Source organism: Pelatocladus sp. (assembly GCF_059505505.1).
On record NZ_JCACKS010000172.1, the window covers coordinates 19,062 to 41,353 of the forward strand.

General features: G+C 41.6%; 14 protein-coding genes. 8 read left to right on the forward strand and 6 right to left on the reverse strand.

All coding sequences use genetic code 11. The features are described 5' to 3' along the window. Positions 1–715: 715 nt before the first annotated feature. Positions 716–2,797 (forward strand): glycogen debranching protein GlgX, encoded by a 2,082-nt coding sequence (gene glgX / locus AC5JMK_RS13670; RefSeq protein WP_495910351.1) that lies wholly within the window; start codon positions 716–718, stop codon positions 2,795–2,797. 962 nt (positions 2,798–3,759) lie between these two features. Here glgX and AC5JMK_RS13675 read toward each other — a convergent pair. Continuing rightward, positions 3,760–4,644 carry a YihY/virulence factor BrkB family protein gene (locus AC5JMK_RS13675; RefSeq protein ID WP_096675602.1) on the reverse strand — a complete coding sequence of 295 codons (885 nt, stop codon included), beginning with the start codon at positions 4,642–4,644 and terminating at the stop codon, positions 3,760–3,762. Between the two features lie 147 nt (positions 4,645–4,791). Between AC5JMK_RS13675 and AC5JMK_RS13680 the strand changes: the two genes are divergently transcribed. Next, a complete protein-coding gene (locus AC5JMK_RS13680) occupies positions 4,792–6,708 on the forward strand; it encodes a transketolase C-terminal domain-containing protein (protein ID WP_495910352.1) in 1,917 nt (638 codons plus the stop codon). A gap of 638 nt (positions 6,709–7,346) precedes the next feature. Here AC5JMK_RS13680 and AC5JMK_RS13685 read toward each other — a convergent pair. The 3 genes from AC5JMK_RS13685 to AC5JMK_RS13695 form a co-directional block, all read right to left on the reverse strand. After that, entirely contained in the window at positions 7,347–7,943 is a 597-nt protein-coding gene (locus AC5JMK_RS13685; RefSeq protein ID WP_096675604.1) for a DUF3611 family protein, read from the reverse strand. 86 nt (positions 7,944–8,029) lie between these two features. Continuing rightward, positions 8,030–10,924 (reverse strand): CAAX protease, encoded by a 2,895-nt coding sequence (locus AC5JMK_RS13690; RefSeq protein ID WP_495910353.1) that lies wholly within the window; start codon positions 10,922–10,924, stop codon positions 8,030–8,032. Between the two features lies 1 nt (position 10,925). After that, complete coding sequence (locus AC5JMK_RS13695) at positions 10,926–11,621, reverse strand: YIP1 family protein (protein ID WP_096675605.1); 696 nt, start codon at positions 11,619–11,621, stop codon at positions 10,926–10,928. Between the two features lie 184 nt (positions 11,622–11,805). Between AC5JMK_RS13695 and AC5JMK_RS13700 the strand changes: the two genes are divergently transcribed. Beyond that, positions 11,806–11,997 (forward strand): hypothetical protein, encoded by a 192-nt coding sequence (locus AC5JMK_RS13700; RefSeq protein ID WP_495910354.1) that lies wholly within the window; start codon positions 11,806–11,808, stop codon positions 11,995–11,997. Here AC5JMK_RS13700 and AC5JMK_RS13705 read toward each other — a convergent pair. After that, entirely contained in the window at positions 11,989–13,971 is a 1,983-nt protein-coding gene (locus AC5JMK_RS13705) for an ABC1 kinase family protein (RefSeq protein ID WP_495910355.1), read from the reverse strand. The genes AC5JMK_RS13700 and AC5JMK_RS13705 overlap by 9 nt on opposite strands. Positions 13,972–14,400: 429 nt before the next feature. On the opposite strand from AC5JMK_RS13705, the gene recN reads away from it, so the two are divergent. The 3 genes from recN to AC5JMK_RS13720 all read left to right on the forward strand — a co-directional run bounded on the left by recN (position 14,401) and on the right by AC5JMK_RS13720 (position 18,442). After that, positions 14,401–16,146 carry a DNA repair protein RecN gene (recN, locus tag AC5JMK_RS13710; RefSeq protein WP_495910356.1) on the forward strand — a complete coding sequence of 582 codons (1,746 nt, stop codon included), beginning with the start codon at positions 14,401–14,403 and terminating at the stop codon, positions 16,144–16,146. A gap of 161 nt (positions 16,147–16,307) precedes the next feature. Further along, on the forward strand, positions 16,308–17,750 hold the full coding sequence (locus AC5JMK_RS13715; RefSeq protein ID WP_495910357.1) for a RecQ family ATP-dependent DNA helicase: 1,443 nt from the start codon (positions 16,308–16,310) through the stop codon (positions 17,748–17,750). A 347-nt stretch (positions 17,751–18,097) separates the two neighbouring features. Beyond that, positions 18,098–18,442 (forward strand): GNAT family N-acetyltransferase, encoded by a 345-nt coding sequence (locus AC5JMK_RS13720; protein WP_495910358.1) that lies wholly within the window; start codon positions 18,098–18,100, stop codon positions 18,440–18,442. A 361-nt stretch (positions 18,443–18,803) separates the two neighbouring features. Here the strand turns inward: AC5JMK_RS13720 and pheS are convergent, their stop codons facing one another. Then, on the reverse strand, positions 18,804–19,796 hold the full coding sequence (gene pheS, locus AC5JMK_RS13725) for a phenylalanine--tRNA ligase subunit alpha (protein ID WP_096675609.1): 993 nt from the start codon (positions 19,794–19,796) through the stop codon (positions 18,804–18,806). Positions 19,797–20,195: 399 nt separating this feature from the next. Between pheS and surE the strand changes: the two genes are divergently transcribed. Then, a complete protein-coding gene (gene surE / locus AC5JMK_RS13730) occupies positions 20,196–20,993 on the forward strand; it encodes a 5'/3'-nucleotidase SurE (protein ID WP_096675610.1) in 798 nt (265 codons plus the stop codon). Between the two features lie 178 nt (positions 20,994–21,171). After that, positions 21,172–22,068 (forward strand): MBL fold metallo-hydrolase, encoded by an 897-nt coding sequence (locus AC5JMK_RS13735; protein ID WP_096678895.1) that lies wholly within the window; start codon positions 21,172–21,174, stop codon positions 22,066–22,068. Positions 22,069–22,292 lie beyond the last annotated feature (224 nt).

Consider the following 22,292-nt stretch of genomic DNA (forward strand, 5'->3'; position numbering starts at 1 on the left):
TTCGAGTAAGCAAAATGACATTTTTAGTGCGTGATCTACCGAAATGAGAAAGTAAAATGGCTTTTCGAGTAAGCAAAATGACATTTTTAGTGCGTGATCTACCGAAATGAGAAAGTAATATGGCTTTTCGAGTAAGCATTTTGGCAAAATGAGAAAGCAATCAGCCATTTTGCTTACATTGACCTTATGTGTTTTCTTGATGTTTTTTTGATTAAGTGATTCCAAAACCTTTGTACCAGACGTGATATATCGCGTCTGGTACATCTAGATTCATACATGAAATCAGCAACGTCCTCCCAAGTGGGAGCATCCCAATTTTTTCAATATACCGCGCTTGGGTTTAAACCGTTAGCTAATAGCACAAATCGTCTGAAGACGACTTCATAAAATCAAGTAGTCTGCTTAAAGCAGACTTTCACTATGAGACTGCGATTTCAATCGCAGGCGGTTTTTTGGCCATTGCTGATTTCATGTATGAAAATGATTTTAAGTGATTCCAAAACCCTTGTACCAGACACAATATATCGTGTCTGGTACATTCGGATTCATACCGCATTCAGCAACGCCGTTTTTTGAATATTTGGGATGCTCCCTCGAAAATAATATTAAGGAAAATACAAAACATAAATTACCCAAATTTTTTATTCAAGGCGATTTCTTCCCCCTTGTTCTCCGTCTTTTCCGTGTCCTCTAGAAGTCCCCTAAAAATATCTAAATGATTCAACTCCATACTCTGCAAACCGTCTTGCCTGGTCAAGCTTATCCTTTAGGTGCTACCGTTCATCCTAATGGTGTCAATTTTTCAATTTTTTCTAACTGTGCAGGTTTAGATTTATTACTTTTTGATGAACCAGATGCTCCTAAACCCAGTCATATAATTTCTTTAGACCCCAAACTAAATAGAACTTATTATTACTGGCATGTTTTTGTACCAGGAATTGGGACGGAACAGGTTTATGCTTATCGAGCCTACGGGCCTTATCAGCCAGAAAGAGGAATGCGATTTGATGGTAGTAAGGTACTGCTTGATCCTTACGCGCAAGCAATTGTAAATTGGGAAAATTATAGTCGTGAAGCAGCGATTCCCTTTGGTGTAGATAATTGCGCTCAGGCATTGAGGAGTGTAGTTTTAGATACTAGTATATACGATTGGGAAGAAGATAAACCACTACAAAGGCCTTTTGCTAAAACTATAGTTTACGAATTGCATGTAGATGCTTTTACCCGTCATCCGAGTTCTGGAGTTGCTGCACACAAACGTGGTACTTTTGCTGGATTAATCGAAAAAATTCCCTACCTCAAAGAATTAGGAATTACCGCAGTTGAGTTGCTTCCTATCCACCAATTTGATCCCCAAGATGCGCGTCCAGGTTTACATAATTATTGGGGTTATAGCACTATTGGCTTTTTTGCTCCTCACAACGGTTACAGTTCTCAAAGTGATCCCTTGGGGCCTGTGAATGAATTTCGTGATTTGGTCAAAGCATTACATCGGGCGGGAATTGAAGTAATTTTAGATGTGGTTTATAATCATTCAGCAGAAGGTAGTCACGATGGCCCGACGCTTTCGTTTAAGGGACTGGCGAATAAAGCTTATTATATTCTGGAAAAAAATAAGGCATACTACAGCAACTATAGTGGTTGCGGCAATACTTTGCGAGCCAATAACCCAATGGTTGCCCGTATGATTGTTGATAGCCTGTGTTATTGGGCTTCGCAAATGCATGTGGATGGATTTCGCTTTGATTTAGCTGCTGTGTTAGCACGTGATGAATTTGGTCATCCAACGGTATTTTCTCCTGTACTTTGGGCGATTGAAACTAGTCCAGCTTTGGTCGCAACCAAGGTGATTGCTGAAGCTTGGGATGCAGCTGGACTTTACGCAGTCGGAGGATTTATCGGTAATGCTCAACGTTTTGCTGAGTGGAATGGGCCTTTTCGGGATGATGTGCGCCGTTTTGTCAAAGGAGATCAAGGTGCGATCGCTCATTTAGCAAATCGGATTATGGGTAGTCCTGATCTTTACCCCCAACTGGATTATCAACCCTACCGCAGTATTAATTTTATTACCTGCCACGATGGCTTCACGATGAATGATTTAGTTTCGTACAACATCAAGCACAACGAAGCTAACAAAGAAGACAACCGTGATGGAGCTAACGACAACTATAGTTGGAATTGTGGCGTCGAGGGAAAAACAAGCGATCCAGCAATAGAAGCTTTACGTTTACAACAGATCAAGAATTTTTTCACAATTCTTTTTTGCTCTCAAGGGACACCCATGCTACTGATGGGTGATGAAATTCGCCGGACGCAGCGAGGTAACAACAACGCCTATTGTCAGGATAATGAATTGAGCTGGTTTGATTGGAGCAAAATAGAAAAAAACTCAGATTTACTACGTTTTGTCAAGGGGTTGATTCAATTCACTCAATCATTGGAAAGTTTTGCTCAAGAACGTGTACTTGCTGTTATCGATGGTGGTGATAAACCTCATATATATTGGCATGGCGTCAAATTAGGTCAACCAGATTGGTCATACTATTCCCATAGCCTAGCTTTCAGCTTGCGCTATCCAGAACATAATGAGAATCTACATTTTATACTTAACGCTTACTGGGAACCAGTAACATTTGAACTACCACTTCTTGCTGATGGACAACAATGGTATCGAATTATAGATACAGCGTTATCTTCTCCTGATGATTGCTGCGATCGACAAACTGCACCAGTGGTTAAAGGAAATGTGTATCAAGCACAAAGAAGATCTGCGATCGTGCTGTTGGGATTAGGTTAAATCTGATTATAGATCCCCGACTTCTTTAGGGATACAGCTGGCTAATGGTGGGTATCACCCCTCATTGAACGATTTTTCGTTATCCCAACAGATGTAGAGACGTAGCATTGCTACGTCTCTACAAACCAATTTGTGGGTAAACGAGAGGTCAGACCCATTGAACGATTTTTCGTTATCCCAACAGAAGTAGAGACGTAGCATTGCTACGTCTCTACAAACCAATTTGTGGGTGAACGAGGGGTCAGACCCATTGAACGATTTTTCGTTATCCCAACAGAAGTAGAGACGTAGCTACGTCTCTACTTCTTTAGGAAGTCGGGGATCTGAACAAAATTAAGAGCAATACATACGGAATGTTTCGCGTCTTAAAACAATACATGCACTTTCGGAGTTGTCGTCTTGAAGATCACTATTGACGACAGTTTTATATTTGATCAGCGCTGTAGTCGAAATAGCTGCACATACTAAAGCTAAAGTCCCAAGCAAAACTGTTTTGGACGTAATTTTGGGTTTTATTTCTCTCTCTTTATTTCGTACTTTTGATTGACAGCAAACTTGTTTTGGAGACCAAAAGTGGTTGTCAAAATCGTAGTAACTCATTGATATTATTAGCTCCTGGATTAAAAGCAAAGCTTTAATATTTACCTTGCCAACAATCATTAATTCTCTGGCATGTCGGCGTTGCGTTAATGATATATCAGATCAAAAAAAAGGATATATATAAATATTAAATTCTTATTTATTTTCCATATATTTTCTCTATAGTTAGTGAATATCTGATTGATAAAAAATCACAAAATAATACTCAATGCTCATTCTTATACTTCTAAATGAGCATTTTTAGCTTAAAAGAAAATAATGATGTAGATAAATGTAATTAATTGACTAAATCCTAATGATTTTGTTTCCTCATAAATCAAAACAACAATATATTCACTATTTAACTAGCTTGAGTGAGCAAATTAAAAATTATTGTGATTGTTAGCTTTCATTGATTTTCCCACCGTGACATTTAACTGTGCGCCAATTAGTAGAATCAAAGAACTGAGATTGAGCCATAACAGCAAGACAATCCCTGCACTCAAAGCTCCGTAGGTCAAATTATAGTTACCGAAATTACTAACATATACTCTAAATAATTTAGAAACACCTGCCCATAGTAAGGCTCCGATCATTGCTCCAGGCATAATTGGAGTACCATTTAACCATTGACTCGGACCATGACGATAAATAATACTAAACGCATAAGCTATGATCATCAAGGTTAAAAGCCAACGAAACCAAGACCAAGCAGAGAAAAATATCGCTCCAGATATTTGTGTAGTATCCAACACAAATTGAACTATTAGGTCACTAATAAATACTAATAAAGAAGCAGTTAGCACTAAACCAATAGTAGCGATCGTCAGAATCAAAGAAATTAATTTCGCTCTCCAAAAAGGTAGTTTCAAGTTTGGTGGAATCTGGTAAATTTCATCCATCGCGTTCATAGCTGCACTAATTGCTCCCGATGCAAGCCAAAGAGCAACCAAAGAACTAATATAAACAACTTCTCTACTTTTAGGTAGTTGTATCTGTCTAGTAAATTGTTTTAATAACAACGGAACTTGTTCTGGGGCAAAATGAAGTACTTGTTGAGCTAAAGCATCAACTTGATTTTGGGAAATATTTAACATCCCAATTATTGTCAAAATAGCCGCCAGTGTAGGAAATAAAGCTAACAAGTTGTTATAAGCCATTTCCGTAGCTAAACCAGATAATCTGTGTTTACCACTTTCCTTGACAACTTGTTTGAGAACCGCAAAGGTAAGATGGCGAAAGAAACGGATAAAGCGAGTAGAGAACATGGGAAGGGAACGGGGAAAGGGGAAAGGGGAACGGGGACTGGAAAAAATATTTATTTCATACTTTACCCTTGACAATTGACTCTTGTCCTTTAACTGTCTCTCTCAACAAATGTATGATGACAATGAGTGAATCAAGGAAAATCAGTCATGACTAATGTTGTAGAACGTAGCTTTCCGATTGATTTAGGAGCCTACAAGCCTTTAGCACTAGATCCAAGCAATCCTACCCTTACCGACGAGCAACGCCAGACTCTCAAAGCTAATATCCAGCTATGTCGTGATGCGATTGTTTTCTTCACAGCGACGGGAGCAGCTAGGGGTGTAGGTGGACACACTGGTGGCCCTTACGACACAGTGCCAGAGGTTGTTATTCTGGATGCACTATTTAGAGGTGCGCCAGATAAGTTCGTACCGATTTTCTTTGATGAAGCAGGACACCGGGTTGCTACTCAGTACCTCATGGCTGCACTGCATGGTGATCTACCCTTTGAGCAACTTGCTCACTATCGTGAAGCCCATGCTCGACTACCGGGACACCCTGAGTTAGGATTGACGCCAGGTGTAAAATTTAGCTCTGGGCGTTTGGGACATGTCTGGCCTTATATTAATGGGGTGGCAATGGCCAATCCAGACAAAGTAGTGGTTTGTCTTGGTTCTGATGGTTCACAACAAGAAGGAAATGATGCAGAAGCTGCACGTTTAGCAGTTGCCAAAAATCTCAACGTCAAATTGATCATTGATGATAACGATGTCACCATTGCTGGACATCCTTCTGAATATCTGCCAGGTTTTAGTGTTGTTAAAACTCTCACAGGTCATGGTGTTAATGCCAGTGTAGGAGATCCTGAAGATATAGATGATTTATATCGTCGTATCTGTGAAGCAGTAACCACCGATGGGCCAATTGCTCTGGTGAACAAGCGGAAAATGGCTGTCGGGATTGATGGGATTGAAGGATCAACCCACGGTCATGATGTGATTCCCGTAGATAAGGCGATCGCCTACTTGGAAAAACACGGACAAAGCGCAGCTGTCGAATATCTCAAGAACATCAAAAAACCCAAGCTTCCCTACACTTTCCTTGGTGTCAGCGAAAAATGGGATTCTAACCGTAATGTCTTTGGTGATGCTGTAATATCCGTCCTCAGCCGCATGAGTCCTAAAGAACGTCAAGAAAAGGTCATGTGTATCGATAGTGACCTCGAAGGTTCTTGCGGTTTGAAAAAAATTCATGATGCCTATCCAGATATTTTCGTAGCTTCTGGCATTATGGAACGGGGTAACTTCTCCGCCGCCGCCGGCTTCGGTATGGAAAAAGGTAAACAAGGCATTTTTGGTACATTTAGCGCCTTTTTGGAAATGTGTATTTCTGAAATCACAATGGCGCGGTTGAACTACTCCAACGTTTTATGTCATTTTTCTCACTGCGGTGTAGACGATATGGCAGACAATACTTGCCATTTTGGTCTCAATAACATGTTCGCCGACAATGGTTTAGACGACGGTTACGAAACACGGTTGTACTTCCCCGCCGATGCTGGCCAAATGAAAGCCTGTGTGGAAGCAGTATTTTTTGACCCTGGGTTAAGATTTATCTACTCCACCCGCTCCAAAGTTCCTCAGATTTTGGATGAAAATGGCAATAATTTCTTTGGCGAAGGTTATACCTTTGTTCCTGGTAAAGATGAAGTTATCCGAGAAGGAACTGCTGGTTATATTATCAGCTTTGGTGATGGATTATATCGCGCTCTCGATGCAGTCGAAAAACTTAAACAGCAAGGAATTGATGTTGGTTTGATCAACAAGCCGACACTCAATATCATTGATGAAGAAATGCTGGCTAAAGTTGGTAAAGCACCTTTTGTTCTGGTTGTAGAAGCACTCAATCGTCGCACAGGTTTGGGTAGCCGCTTTGGTTCCTGGTTACTAGAACGCGGATTCACACCAAAATTCGCTCACCTTGGTATTCATAAAGAAGGTTGCGGTGGATTATGGGAACAGTTCCCCTATCAGGGATTAGACCCTGAAGGTATTATCAAGAAAGTGAAGGAATTAGTTCGCTAGTGGTCTGTCCCATTATTTCTGAGGGGTTATAGATCCCCGACAACTTTTGCTAAGTCGGGGATCTGAACACCACTAAATCCGCTTTCTAAACCGGGAGCATCCCTATACCGCGCTTGGGTTTAAACCGTTAGCTAATAGCACAAGTCGTCTTCAGACGACTTCATAAAATCAAGACTGCGATTTCAATCGCAGGCGGGTTTTTTGAACATTTGGGATGCTCCCTCTAAACCGGGGGCGGATTTTAGCTTATTAGACCTCTTGCAAAAGTCGAATGAACCCCCCTCAATCCCCCCGTTCACGGGGGGAAGATTTAGTTCCCTCCCCGTAAACGGGGCTGCGGTGTACACACAAGTCAAAATTTTTCATGTTGAAACTGTATCCCGCCTAGAACTAAAGTTCCAGGCTCATAGCGAAAGTCCACTCAAGTGGACTGGAACAAACTTTTTTTGAGTCCTCTTCAGAGGACTTGCGCTATGAGACTCGGAATTTATTCCGAGGCGGTACCTGTTCCCTCCCCTTTGCAAGGGGAGGGTTAGGGAGGGGTAATTCGAGAACTGGTAGCAATTCGATAACTTGTGTGTACACCGCAGCGTAAACGGGGAGGGTTAGGGTGGGGTAAAAATATTTTTGCAAGAGGTCTATTCATAAGCAGGCTGTGGCATGAGCCTATACAATAGCCACAAAGCAACAATCACTCCCACCAATTCGGCTGCGATCGCACAGCTAACTGCCTGCATTGAGATAATTTGTAGGGGAGTAATTGGTAAACCTGGAGTTGCTACCGCCGCACCAGGGATGGGTCTATAAATAGTAGATGCGCCTTGGGGAATTGATAAAATTTTATTCAACAGCAAGCCGACCTGGGTCATTAAGACAATGACTGCAAATATCATGCCGCTAATATTGGCAATTATGCCGATCCACAAACCTCTGATCACTTCTTTTCTAGAGGGACGTAGATCAGGATCATCTAATTTTTTCGATAAGCGTGTATAGCGAAAACACCAATAAATTGTGAAGAGCAAAACTAGTAAACAAGCATAGGCAAAAAACGCACCAATACTGTTTTGAGTGCTAACTCGGCCAGCATTGTTCCTAAAAAACAGTGTCGGTATGGCGATAAATAGGGGGATACTTCCCAAGATTAACTGTAGCCAGAAACCAATCCAACCTAGTAAACGAAATTCACTGGCTATCCTCTGAACGTTGGTTGATCGTGGGTGTGATGTATGCATAATATGGGTGCTAGGTGGTAGATGCTAACTGGAAATAAGGATCGGGGATTCGGGATCGGGGAATGACCAATGACAAATGACTTAACTTAAAATGTTAAAGGAGCGATCGCAGCAATATCTGGATCACAGCCACCTACTTGACTGGTGGTCAGCATCCATACAGAAGCTCCCTGCTGGATAAATATCTCAGTTACAGTATCGTTAGCTTTGCGAGGAAACATTGTTCGCCAACTGATTAAACCTGTAAATAGTTGTTTGAAGGGACTATCTTCTAGAGAACTACCGAGGTTTTCACTGGAGTTTTGCCAGTCAGCGCGGGCGACGCCAAAGGGTAATAGTTCCCACCGCAGAGATTTTCCTAACTTGACCAATTTTTGCAGACGGTTGAAGTCTTCGGGGTTGTACTCTAGCCAGTTTTGATACTCTGGATTATGAAATTTAATTCCCATCTCAATGGCTTTAACAGCTGCATATAACGCCTGATTGGAATCTTGGGAACAGTTATTAGCAGGGCCAACATAGGTTCCACCAGTACCATCACCAATCCGGTAACGGGCTGTCATGATTTCTAATTGCTGAATCAGGGTTTGCAATGCGGATCGCCTGACACCATTAAGATCATAACCTTCAGTAAAAGGGTCATATTTGATCAAAATATTGGTTGTGGGACGCATCCCCAGCCAACCAAACTGGCGATCGCCCAAGTAACGTGATATATGCAATGTGCCAGCAATTAATCCATCGATGTTGTGAGTGTAAACTTGGTGATACTCAATGTCAAAGCATAATTCATCTGTTAGGGGTTCCCGTACAACCTGCGCCACTCCATAAGCAAAATGTCCAAAGTAGATGGGGGTGCTAGCTGCGGCTTCTTTTTTCTTTCCACCGATACCGCCGTAGGTATGGAGAACTAAGGCGCGATCGCCTTCACACCACTCTGAGACTGCTTCCTTAATTTCACAGTCTTTGGTATTCATAAGCACAGATTGAATGTGTCCTTTATGAGCAATTATTTCCTGCCAAGCTTCTTTTTTCAGATAATTCAAGGCTGGATTTTTGCCATTAATTACCCGTTGTGGCTTGACTTGCACCAAAGACCGAGGAATTAGTGATTGGACTACAAACACGCCATCAGGATCTTTAGCACCGTAAATATACCACCCTGTAGGATTTAAAGGGGACTTTTCAATATAACGGTTGGTGGAAGGATAAATTTCGTTTTCGTAAGCAATTACCTGGGGCATTCTTACGACTTCTTCTACTCCATCAAATTGACCAGAGGCAGGATTATAATGAACTACGCGGAACTGTTCGCCGTCTGGGCTGAATGGTTGTAAAAATTTCACTAAAGCGTAAAATCGCCCTGAAATTTGCACAGGTTCGCTATTAATGTGCAAAGTAACAGCTTGATTTTCCCCATTCTCTTCAATCACCACAGGCTCATGCAACATGACAACAACATCATCATTAGGTCTGGAACCTGCTAAAGACTCTAGCGGTGTTACCTGTCGCCAATGATTCAAACGAATTGGTTGAACTAACCCTTGTTGGGAACTGTAGATTGCTTGTTGGCTAAAATGCACGTCTTTAATAACTGTTTGTGCTGAGTTTCTGGCTGGGGAAGTATTAAGCCATTTCAAATTTACAACTTGTCCGATGAGATGTTGATATTCATCAGGAGCATGATACAGTTCCAGCAAAACACCAAATCGTCGTTGTTGCTTTGATGGTAAAATCAGCCTCCCCATCCAAGGGGCGATGGGTCGATAAAGATTTGCTGGTACAGTTTTAGTTAAGGATCTTGTTGTTTGAGGTAAAGGATAGTAGTCTGGTCGATTAAAGTCTGCTTGTTGATAGCGATCGTAATTGCTGAGTTGACGGGGTTCGGTTTCTTGCTCTGTGTCATACTCCTCTAGTAAGATTCTTGTCACCACATCTAATGTTTTTTGTAGATGGGTGCGACCATCAGGCAATAATTGGTAAGGATCTAAGACACCTCCAGCACCACTGTGACCGACTGAACCAAGGGAAGCGAAAGAAATTTTGCCCATGCGTTTGGCACGATTCCAGTAGGATAAGAAAAAGATTTTCCAGCGCTTGGGAAAAAAAATCGCGCCTAAACGCTCAACTGGGTCTTCGTCACCAACAAAATGATAGAGATGCTCTGCCATCAACACATTAGTATTACCACTGATAACTCCAGCTAAAGAAATTACCTCAATTGGTGCTACTAACGCCTGCTTGAGATGCGAGAGTGTCCCCATCGCTATTTGTCCACCACCACTAAAACCAATCAGAGTAATTGGTACACCGCTACCAGGCTGATAACCATATCTAACCAGGCTGTTGTACATAACTTGAGCCATTCCCTGGTTATAAATTGGGCCGTAACGCTGGTCAGCAGAAACCATGACTACAAAGGTGTTACGAATATTAATTGCTACAGCCAGCAAAAGACCGAGTATACCTGGATTTTCGGACATACTTAATCGTTCGGCTGTCCGCCAAAAAAACGAGAAGAATCCCCCTTCGGTTAAAGGTCGATTGAGGACGGAGTAAGGAATTAATCCCCGAATGATGGCGATGTTATCTGGTAATATGGCTGCTAACTGACTGAGAAACTGCTCACCATCAGGAAAGTACCGCGATGAAGCTTGACCAATACCATCCAAATAAATCACAAAACGCACAATATTTGTTTGGGGTGGTATCGGTTCTTCTAATGTACCTGGGTCAAGTGTAGTATCAATTTGATCGCCATACCAACCTGCCCACCAGCCCAAAGCTTCTAGAGGAACAAGCAGTCCAGCGAAGAGAATAGCAATTAAAGCAATCTGCGCTAAACTTACAGTCAAACTTAGCGCTTCACTCAGAGCATTGTACGCAACTACCCACATATGTCGCAGTGGTGGGAATAATATAGTTAAAAGCAAGGCTATCAAAAAAATACCTAAAAATTTGACGACTCGCTTTAACATCATCTCACTCCCTGTCATCTCTATTGTCGAGAGTATTGGTAGTTGGATAAATCCTGAAAAGAATTTGTCCTCTTGTTTGCAGAAGATTTTCTATCCCTCGCATATCTGTGACTAGTTTTTTCCCAGCCACGGTGTTAGAAAGCCATACACCAATTGCTGCAATGGGTTTACCTATAGTACGTTGTAAAATTTGGAGTACTATCCATCCTAAACCAGCACACCAAAAGGCTCGCCATACACTTACATGTAGGACTGCATGTAAACCAACTTCAAAAGCCAATAATGTCCAAATGGAAAGTATGACGTTAATGGGTACACCAAAATAGGGTAATGCTACCAAAAAACTAAATATCATTGGTGCATAGGCCAGTCCCAAAAGAGACCATATAGTCTCGTATGGGGTACTAGCATCAAAGAATAGCCAACTTACAAACCATGTACTCAGACCCCAAAACAACACACTAAATGCAAATAATACTGAGGCGATCGCTAAACTGAGAAGAAAGCGAATTGGTTTGACTCGGTTAACAAATAGTACAATGCCTTGACCAAAAGCTTGTGAAAAGCCTGCTAACAATGCGGTATAAAGTGCAACTCTAAAACCTTGGGGTAGAATTTGGATCAATTCAAATGCTTTAGGATTGAGAGCGATCGCCCCAAATACAAGTTCCCAAAATCGGTCGAAGGCTGTCTGTGTCATGGCAGATAAGTTGAAAAAGCCAATTTAGGGCATTTCCTATTTGTTCAATCACCTTTACATTTTAGAAGTCAAATTGCAATAGCAGATAAGCCAGTTAACAGATCACTGTTTGCACCAAATCTTTTGGTACAAGTTTTAAAACAAGAAGTTCATCATCGAACCTCAAAAATTTGGCGATGAGTGTTTGAGGTACAACGACGAAGATCAGAACTTTGTGGACGAGTATGTAAGCGATCGCGTCATGGTGTCACTTGAAGACTTCTTACACTGTAATCATTATCTACATCCCACAATTCATGCGATCGCCAACCCCCGCATTTCGCTTATACCGCAGATTTCAACAAGCGTACGGCAGGGTGTACTCCATTTAGAGTAAACTGCGATCGCCTTCCTCAAATGTCAATAATTCCCGAATTAACCTAGCGGCTGCTTTTTGCAACAATTGACCAGCTATTTGCTGTCCTAAACGCTGTACACCTGGGTTGAGCGCAATTTGTACAACTTGGGGTGCAAGCTGAGTTGGATCAAAGCCACGGGTTTCGCGGAGAATATTCAATATTCGTTTAATATGTTCCAAAGTTTGTTGTTGTTCGTCTGTAGCGCCAGGAGTTTCGTTGATAGTTGTGACACCAACTCTTTCTCGAAGTAGATAGGTAAAGTTATGCAGAATATTTTTACTCAAAGCATCTGCACTTTTAATGAATTCATCGATCAAGCGATCGCGAATAAATGAACCACGCTCGGAAGTCAAAAAATCAACTCCCTGATTCAACACTAAATTCAGATCATAATCTTGGTTGTTACGAGCATTGCGTAACAAGTTTTCCAAACGATTCCAGCGAAAACGATTTTCTTTAAATAATAAGTCTCTTAAGGATGCTCTTAATTCTGGTGAAGGATCGGTTAGTAATCGTTTAGCAACATAGGGATAAGCTTCACTCAATACCTTAAAGTTGGGATCGATATAAATAGCAATCCCTTCGAGTGTCACCAAAGAACGAATAATTAAAGCGTAATAGGGAGGAACCCGGAAAGGATACTCATACATCAAAGCCGATAGTTCATCGGTGATACTTTTGATGTTTAATTCCGCAACGCTAGCACCTTGAGCATCAGCAAATACTCGTGCAAATGCAGGAATAATCGGTGTCAAATCTGTCTCTGGGGAGAGAAAATCTAGCTTCACATAGTCATTGGCTAAACCTTCAAAGTCGCGGTTAACTACATGAACAATCGCTTCAATTAAGCCATAACGCTGGGGTGGCTGAATTTCGCTCATCATCCCAAAGTCTAGATACGCTAATTTTCCATCACGAGTGGCTAGCAAATTACCAGGATGAGGATCGGCGTGGAAAAATCCGTGTTCTAATAACTGTCGTAATGAACACTGTACTCCTACCTCAATTAAATAGCGGGCGTCTATACCTTTGGCGTTAATTTCTTCTGTATTGGTTAATTTCGTACCTTCAATCCACTCCATCGTCAACACACGACGATTGGTGTATTCCCAGTAAATTTTCGGTACATAAACGTCTTTTAAATGACCATATAACTGATAAAAACGCTCGGCATTTTCTCCTTCGTGAATATAATCCATCTCTTCAAAGATGCGATCGCCTAATTCATCCAGGATACCTACCAAGTCACTGCGGATACGTTTAAATTGTTTCTGCGCCCATCCCGCCAGTCTGCGGAGGATATATAAGTCAATAGTAATGCGTTCGCGCAAGTCGGGACGTTGGACTTTAACGGCGACTTCTTCACCTGTGTTGAGCTTACCTTTATAAACTTGTCCTAAAGAAGCAGCTGCGATCGGTTCTGGTGAAAGTTCGGTGTAAATTTCTTGAGGTGGTGCGCCTAGTTCTTCTTGGATGAACTGATAGGCTATTTCATTCGCAAAAGCAGGTAATTTGTCTTGTAACTGTGTTAATTCCTCTAAATACATCGGAGGAACCAAATCTGGTCGAGTAGATAAAGCTTGCCCAATTTTAATGTAAGCAGGCCCCAGTTTCGTCAGCATTTCTCGCAACTGAATTGCCCGACGACGGTCATTTTTGACGACAGCTCCCCGTTTACTATCCCACCATATACCCAAAGCAAATCTGATTGCTGGTGTTAGTACTGTAATGATGCGTCGTAAAACCTGTACGGGACGACTTCTATAATATGTAGCTATCCTCTGAGGATTGTATTGTAAAGCCTCAGATTCACTTTTTGAAATCACCAGCACCTTGCTTGCTTGGTCTTCCTCCGGTACTGGTAAACTCACTATCGACATTTTTGCACCATTTTCTGTAACTTCTTCATGATCTATTTGCAGGGAAGTGGGGGAAACAGTCTTCGCATTCATGAACTTACCACCGCATCGGAGTTAACTTGTTAAGTATTGTAACAATTTGTAAGAAGGTTGGGGATTTGGCATGAATCAGTTAACAGTTCTCAGTGATCAAATTAAACTGTTAACTGATTAGTTGGCCCCCTTGTCCCTTCAATCCCTGATCCCTAATCTCCTATATGAGTGGGCCAAGATATAAAAATCAAACTAAACTAGTTTTGGTATCCCTAAAAGAGCCAGTTTGTATAAAAAAAGTAGTGAATATTGCAAGGTGCAAAAACACAATCTTTAGTATCCTTCAAGTACAAATTATCTGGCGTCTACCCTGATGGATAATTTGACCGATAATTTTTTGATGCTAAAAGCTCCCAGGCTTGTCAGTATAATCAATCCAAAACCCAAAATCCAAAATCCAAAATCCAAAATCCAAAATCGGATGACTCAATGTTATCTCTATTGCGAATAGAAAATTTTGCCCTGATTGACCAATTAGAACTAGAATTTGGCGCTGGATTAAATGTATTGACAGGCGAAACCGGCGCAGGAAAGTCGATTATCTTGGATGCGATTGATGCAGTGTTGGGTGGAAAGGTTTCTAGTCGCGTGATTCGCACTGGTACAAATCGAGCAATGGTAGAAGCAACTTTTACTTCTAATTCTGCTTTAATAGCCTGGTTAACTGAACAAGAAATAGAATTAATTGAAGAAAATTATATATTTATTAGTCGAGAAATTACAGCTAATTCCGGGAAAGTACGGAGTAGATCGCGCGTCAATGGAGTGGTGGTGAATCAGCAGTTTATGTCAGAACTGCGCGATCGCCTAGTAGAAATCACCGCCCAAGGCCAAACAATGCTATTCGGTCAATCTGCTCAAATTCGTGACTGGTTGGATGCCTATGGTGGTGAATCTATTTTGCAACAACGTCAAGAAGTTGTCACTGCTTTTAGTGCCTACCAACAAGCACACCAAGCCTTAGAAAAACGTCGGACATCAGAACGGGAACGCTTACAACAACTAGATTTATTAACTTACCAAGTCAAAGAGCTAGGAGAAGTGAACCTCAGTGAACCCGATGAACTCGAACAACTCCAACAAGAACATCAACGCCTAAATCATGTTGTCGAACTCCAGCAAATGAGTTATAAAGTATACCAAGCTTTATACCAAGACGATGGAGAAGCCCCAACCGCTACAGATTTGCTGGGAGACAGCGAAGTGACGTTAACTGACATGGTTGAATACGACTCCCAGATGCAGCCACTGTTGGATATGGTGAGGGATGCTCAAGCCACAGTGACGGAGGTATCCAGGCAAATTAATGCTTATGGGGAAAGTTTAGAGGCAGATCCGCAGCGATTGGAAGAGGTAGAAGCCAGAATTCGTGAATTAAAGCAAGTTTGTCGCAAGTATGGACCGACACTCAAAGAAGCGATCGCCTATTACCAGCGCATCCAAGCCGAGTTAGCTGAACTCAATGATAGTGAACAATCAATAGAAAGTTTAGAAATCCAAGAAGCTGAATGTTTAGCAAAACTGACACAAGCGTGTCAAAAGTTAACACTATTACGTCGTACCACCGCAGCCAAATTAGAAGCCAAACTGATCAAGGAACTGAAACCTTTGGCGATGGAAAAGGTGCAGTTTCAAGTAGAAATTGCACTCATTCCTCCCACAAGCATGGGTGCAGACAAAATCACATTTATGTTTAGCCCCAACCCAGGAGAACCACTACAACCTCTATCAGAAACAGCCTCTGGTGGAGAAATGAGTCGATTTCTGCTGGCGCTGAAAGCTTGTTTTTCCCAAGCACAGACAACGGGAACAATGGTATTTGATGAAATTGATGTTGGTGTATCTGGAAGAGTAGCGCAGGCGATCGCCGAAAAATTACACCAGTTGAGCCAGTTTCACCAAGTATTGTGTGTAACACATCAACCTTTAGTTGCTGCCATGGCAGATCGGCATTTTCGCGTAGATAAGCATGTGATCAATCGAATTAAAGGTAGGAAAGAACACAATGGTTCAAGTGAAGAACGTACAGTTGTGCGTATTACTAGCTTGGATAATTTAAACAAACGTCGGGAAGAACTAGCTCAGTTAGCAGGTGGTAAATCAGCTCAAGAAGCGATCGCTTTTGCGGAATCTTTACTAACACAGGCTGCAAATCACCGTCAACGTAAACGCTAAAATCAAAGATCTAAAATCAGATAATTTTATTTGCGTTCTTTTTTCTCCGCAGTTTATGTATAATTTATACTTGCCAATATTTGCACAACTACATAAAATTACTGAGCCAATAACTTTTCAATAGAGGATATATTCAAAATTAATTCCATCCGCTACTGCTCATGAATAACTCTGCAAAAATATCCTGGAATGACGTTCTGGTGGCATTTCAAGAAATTTGGGGTTACAAAGATTTTCGTTCGCCACAGGGAGAAATCATCCAAATTTTATTGGCAAAAAAAGATGCATTAATTATCATGCCTACTGGTGGAGGAAAATCTATTTGCTTTCAACTTCCGGCGTTATTACAAACAGGATTAACTTTGGTGGTTTCACCTTTAGTAGCGCTGATGGAAAACCAAGTTCAAGAACTACACCAACGTAACTTAAACGCCGCACTTTTACATAACGAATTACCCTCTTGGCAACGACGAAAAACTCTGCAAGCTTTAGAACAACAAAAGTTGAGGTTATTATATTTATCACCAGAAACTTTACTCAGCCCACCAGTTTGGCAAAGATTATGTCAGCCACAACTGACAATTAATGGCTTAATTTTAGATGAGGCACATTGTTTAGTGCAATGGGGAGAAACTTTTAGACCAGCCTATCGAAGAATTGGGGCGGTGCGGACAGCGTTATTAAAATCAAAACCAACAGGAACAAAAATAACACTAGCCGCTTTTACCGCCACCGCCGATCCTCTAGCCCAACAAACAATTCGAGAAACTTTACGACTAAATCAACCAGCAGTATTTTTATTAGACCCTTATCGTCCTAATCTTAACCCAAGAGTCCGATTGATTTGGACTCCACAAGGCAGGAAGCAACAATTATTAAAGTTCATCAGAGAAAAAGAAAAAACAGTAGGATTAGTTTACGTTCGCAGCAGACGAGATAGCGAGAATTTAGCTGCATGGTTACAACAGTTGGGTTACGTTACAGCCAGTTATCACGCAGGACTCGGTGCAGAAGAACGTCGCACCATTGAAACTGCTTGGATAGAAGGAAAAATACCATTCGTGATTTGTACTTCTGCTTTTGGTATGGGGATAAACAAGTCAGATGTACGTTGGGTGGTTCACTTTCACGCACCTTTGTTGCTATCGGAATACCTACAGGAAATTGGACGTGCTGGACGAGATGGTAAACCAGCAGAAGTAATGACTTTGGTAAGTGAACCTACGGGGTGGCTAGATCCAGAAGACAAGCAAAGACAGAAGTTTTTTGAAGATAAAATGCGATCGCAACAGCTACAAGCACAGCAATTAGTCAAAAAATTGCCCAAAACAGGCGAAGTGGATGCAGTGACAAGACAATTTTCCGATGCTGCGATCGCTCTTTCTCTGTTGCACAGTAGTGGTAAACTCAACTGGCTTGACCCTTTCCACTACACCATTGTGTCTAATACAAAAAATCAGCCTCTAACACAATTACACGCCGCCAAGCAGATGAATAAATATCTTTTTACCAAGCAGTGTCGTTGGCAATTTTTGTTAAACGCCTTTGGTTTTAACAAAGAAACTGGTAACTGGCGTTGTGGGCATTGTGATAATTGTCATTGACATCTCCCGCTCTTGAAAGAGAGGGGATTCTAATCCCTCTTTTAATAAACTGTATTTTTGGTTTATACTCTTTCTCTTTCTGATTTATGCGTATTTTCTTAGTACTACAGTTGTAGACAATGGCTAAGATAAGAGGAGATGAAGTAATTGTAATAAGCTTGCAATTTGCAAATACAGAACTACTAATTGTAGAGTACTACTAATGTCATTCTTCTTTAAACCGATGAATGTAGCTTATGCAACTCAGATTGTCCATTGGCGGTATGATGCGCCATATGATGTTTACAATAGTGTGTCTGACACAAGCGAAATAGAAAAGGCCATTCAATCATATCTGGACCCTCAGAATGGCTACTATTGTCTTAGTTGATGCTGAGAATGAACTGATTGCCTTTTGCTGCTTTGGAGAGGATGCCCAAGTATCAGGAGGCGATTACACAAGCACTGCACTGGACATTGGGTTAGGAGTTCGCCCCAACTTAACGGGGCAAGGACAGGGACAAAGGTATATTGCAGATGTCCTGAATTTTGCACAGTCAACGTTTCACTCCACAATCTTTCGCGTTACAGTGGCAGCGTTTAATGAACGTGCCTTGCGGACATGGAAAAAGGCTGGTTTCCAACAAATACAAACATTTCAAGCACGAGCAGATGGACGGCTGTTTGTGATTCTCATAAAACACGTTTCATGATGCTTCACCTGGCTTTTATTTCGAGCGACTCACCCAGTCTTGATGTAGACCACATGAGATGCAAAGTAGTGCAGCAAAATGTGGACTATCATTTTGTAACTCAATCTTACCGATTTTCTCCTGACACTTCCGACAAGGTTTAGGCATAATTACTCGAATATCACGTAATTTCATAGGAAGAAATATATTATATTTTTTAAACAATGATAGGTTTCATTAATATAGTTTGTAGTCTATAGCACTTGTCTATACGTACTGATTTGTTGGCTATCACTCTGTTGGAAAAGGTTTATGATCTATTGATAGTCATTAGCCATCGGTCATTGGTCAAAAATTATTGACTAATGACCAATGGCTATTTTTAAAACTGTTGCAAAAAGCGCAAATCGCTAGTATACACACGGCGAATATCATCGAGTTGATGTAGCACCATTGCAAAGCGTTCCACACCAAAACCAGCAGCAAAGCCAGTATAAACTTCTGGGTCGTATCCTACTGACTTCAACACATTTGGATCGACCATACCGCAGCCCATTACTTCTAACCAGCGTCCATTCCACTCCAAATCAACTTCCGCCGATGGTTCTGTAAACGGAAAATAACTGGCTCGGAAGCGGATAGGCAAATCACCAAACATTTGTTGCAAAAATGTCTTGATTGTGCCTTTGAGGTCAGTAAAAGTTAGTCCCTCGTCAATTGCTAAAAGTTCGATCTGATGAAAAACTGCTGCGTGAGTAGCATCTACGTTATCTCTCCGATAAACCCTCCCTGGTGCAACAATGCGGATTGGAGGTTCCTCGGCTTCCATGTAACGAATTTGCACCGATGAGGTTTGAGTCCGCAACAAATTACCATCTGGTAGGTAGAAGGTATCTTGCATGTCGCGAGCGGGGTGATCGGGCGGGGTATTTAGCGCCTCAAAATTGTAGTAGTCTGTTTCCATTTCTGGCCCAGCAGCTACGGTGTAGCCCATACCGACAAAGATATCCAGCACTTTGTCGATCATACCGTTGATCGGATGGATTCGACCTTGGGGACGATAAATTCCCGGCATAGTGACATCTATGGTTTCCGCCTCTAGCTGTGCCTGAATTTTAGCTGCTTCGAGAGTGGCGCGTTGTTGATCAAGGTTTGTTTGTAGTGCTTCTTTGACTGTATTGGCGATCGCCCCAATTTTTGGTCTTTCTTGGGCTGGAAGTTTGCCCATACCGCCTAGAAGCACTGATAAACTACCTTTTTTGCCAAGATACTTGACTCTTAGTTCTTCAAGAGTTTCTAAAGTAGCAGCAGCTGCGATCGCTTTTTCTCCTTCCTCTTGCAGTGCCAACAGTTGAGTCTCTAAATTACTTGTCATTAGTTAATAGTTATTGGTCATTGGTCATTGGTCATTGGTCATTGGTCATTAACTTTGAACTAATGACAAAGGACAAATGACAAAATACTAATCAAATTAATTAATAAGTCAATTGTGCATCAAAGGCAACGGTTGCAACGCAACCTAATTACTACCAGTTTAGAGTTTCAAAAGTGGAGAATGAAGAATTGGTAAACTACCATGTGTCTCTCAATCTCTGTTATCTGTTCCCCAATCCTCGATCCTCAATCCCCGAACGCGAGTGCGTCTTCTCTGGAGAATCCCCAATCCCCAATCCCCGATCCCTTCTTTCCCACTTGTGATTTAAAACATTGACAATTGCCCAAAGACTATTGACTAATGACTTAATGACAAATTACACATGCACTCACTCAACAGATGAAATTGCTTATCAGTAACGATGACGGTATTTATGCCTTGGGTATTCGTACTCTTGCAAATACCTTGGCAGAAGCAGGACATGAAGTCACTGTTGTTTGTCCAGATCGCGAACGTTCTGCTACTGGACATGGGCTGACGTTACATCAACCCATTCGCGCTGAAGTTGTCGAGTCTATTTTTCATCCTGCGGTCAAAGCTTGGGCTTGTGATGGTACTCCCTCTGATTGTGTAAAATTAGCACTGTGGGCTTTGCTTGATTCTCCCCCTGACTTAGTTCTTTCTGGTATTAATCAAGGTGCGAATCTGGGAACAGAAATTCTTTATTCTGGTACGGTTTCTGCGGCAATGGAGGGCTTAATTGAAGGTATTCCTAGTGTGGCACTTAGTCTTACTAGTTTCTCTTCTAAAGATTTTCAACCCGCAGCAAAATTTGCCAAAATCTTAGTGGAATATTTAGCGGCAAACCCTCTAGTAGATTTGATGTTACTTAACGTTAACATTCCTGCTGTGGAGTGGGGACAAATTGCCGGAGTCACCATCACTCGCCAAGGAGTGCGACGCTATGTTGATGTTTTTGATAAAAGAATTGATCCACGTGGTAAAACTTACTACTGGTTAACAGGAGAGGTTTTAGAAGACATAGAACCACCAGTAGGATTGAATTTGCCTCAAGATATACCTATGGACGTGGATGTTATCCGCAATCACTACATCAGCGTGACGCCATTACAATACAACCTTACATACGGCACAGGTTTGCATCAACTATCTCAGTGGAACTTCAAATTGCAGTAAATTTTAGGAGTACTGTAATTCCAATGTAATAGTTAAATGCATCGTGATTAAATATAGGCTATAAAGTAGGAGCTAAATTGCATTGCAGATAACCCCCAAATTCCATAGGGAGCCAGTCTAAAATCTAAATAAAATATAAAATCGGATGACCGTCCGCTCAGTCCAGCAAGCAACACCCATGTCAAGGATAGACAACCAATTTACCGTGCATTTTTGGGGCGTTCGCGGCAGTATTCCCTGTCCGGGACCAAACACTGTCCGTTACGGAGGTAATACCCCCTGTGTCGAGATGCAAGTGGATGGCAAACGCTTAATTTTTGATTGTGGCACGGGACTGCATGTTTTAGGGCAATCTTTGTTGCCCAAAATGCCTATAGAAGCTCACCTATTCTTCACTCACTCCCATTGGGATCACATGCAAGGTTTTCCCTTCTTTTCACCGGGTTTTGTGAAGGGAAATACATTTCATATTTATGGTGCGATCGCTCCGGATGGTTCAACCGTAGAACAGCGTCTCAATGATCAGATGCTGCATCCAAATTTTCCTGTTCCCTTGCAGATTATGCAAGCAAACTTAGATTTCTACGATGTTATACCAGGACAAGCAATACACATCGATGATATTACCGTAGAAACGGCTTCCCTTAATCATCCAGGTGAAGCAGTCGGATACCGGGTAAACTGGTGTGGTGGTGCTGCTGTTTACATCACTGATACCGAACATTTTGCAGACAAGCTGGATGAAAATGTCCTGTGGCTAGCTCGTGATGCTAATATCCTGATTTATGATTCCACATATACTGATGAAGAATATCATTCACCGAGCAATCCTAAAATTGGTTGGGGACATTCTACATGGCAAGAAGCTGTAAAGGTAGCCAAAGCCGCTAATGTTAAGACACTAGTAATTTTTCACCACGATCCTGCCCATGATGATGAGTTTTTAGATCATGTAGGGGAGGAAGCACGGCGGAAATTTCCTACTGCTGTGATGGCAAAGGAAGGAATGGTGCTTCAGGTTCCTGTTTCTGTTCCCTTATCAGAATCTTTTCCTATTAGTAAGTTTTCTGTGTAGATATTGCCAAGGAAGCAATTCTAGATTTTAGATTAGATTGGTGATCAAGAGCTTATTCTACAGGTAAGCGCTCTTTGGGTATCTGTGGTATGAGTTAGTCACAAGGCAAAAATGGATAGCACCAAATGTCTTGAAAGCGTCTATCACAGGCCAAAAACGCCCAAAAAGGCTATTTGCCTGAAGGTTAACAAAAAAGCTGAACAAACCTAAAATCCCAGAATCGA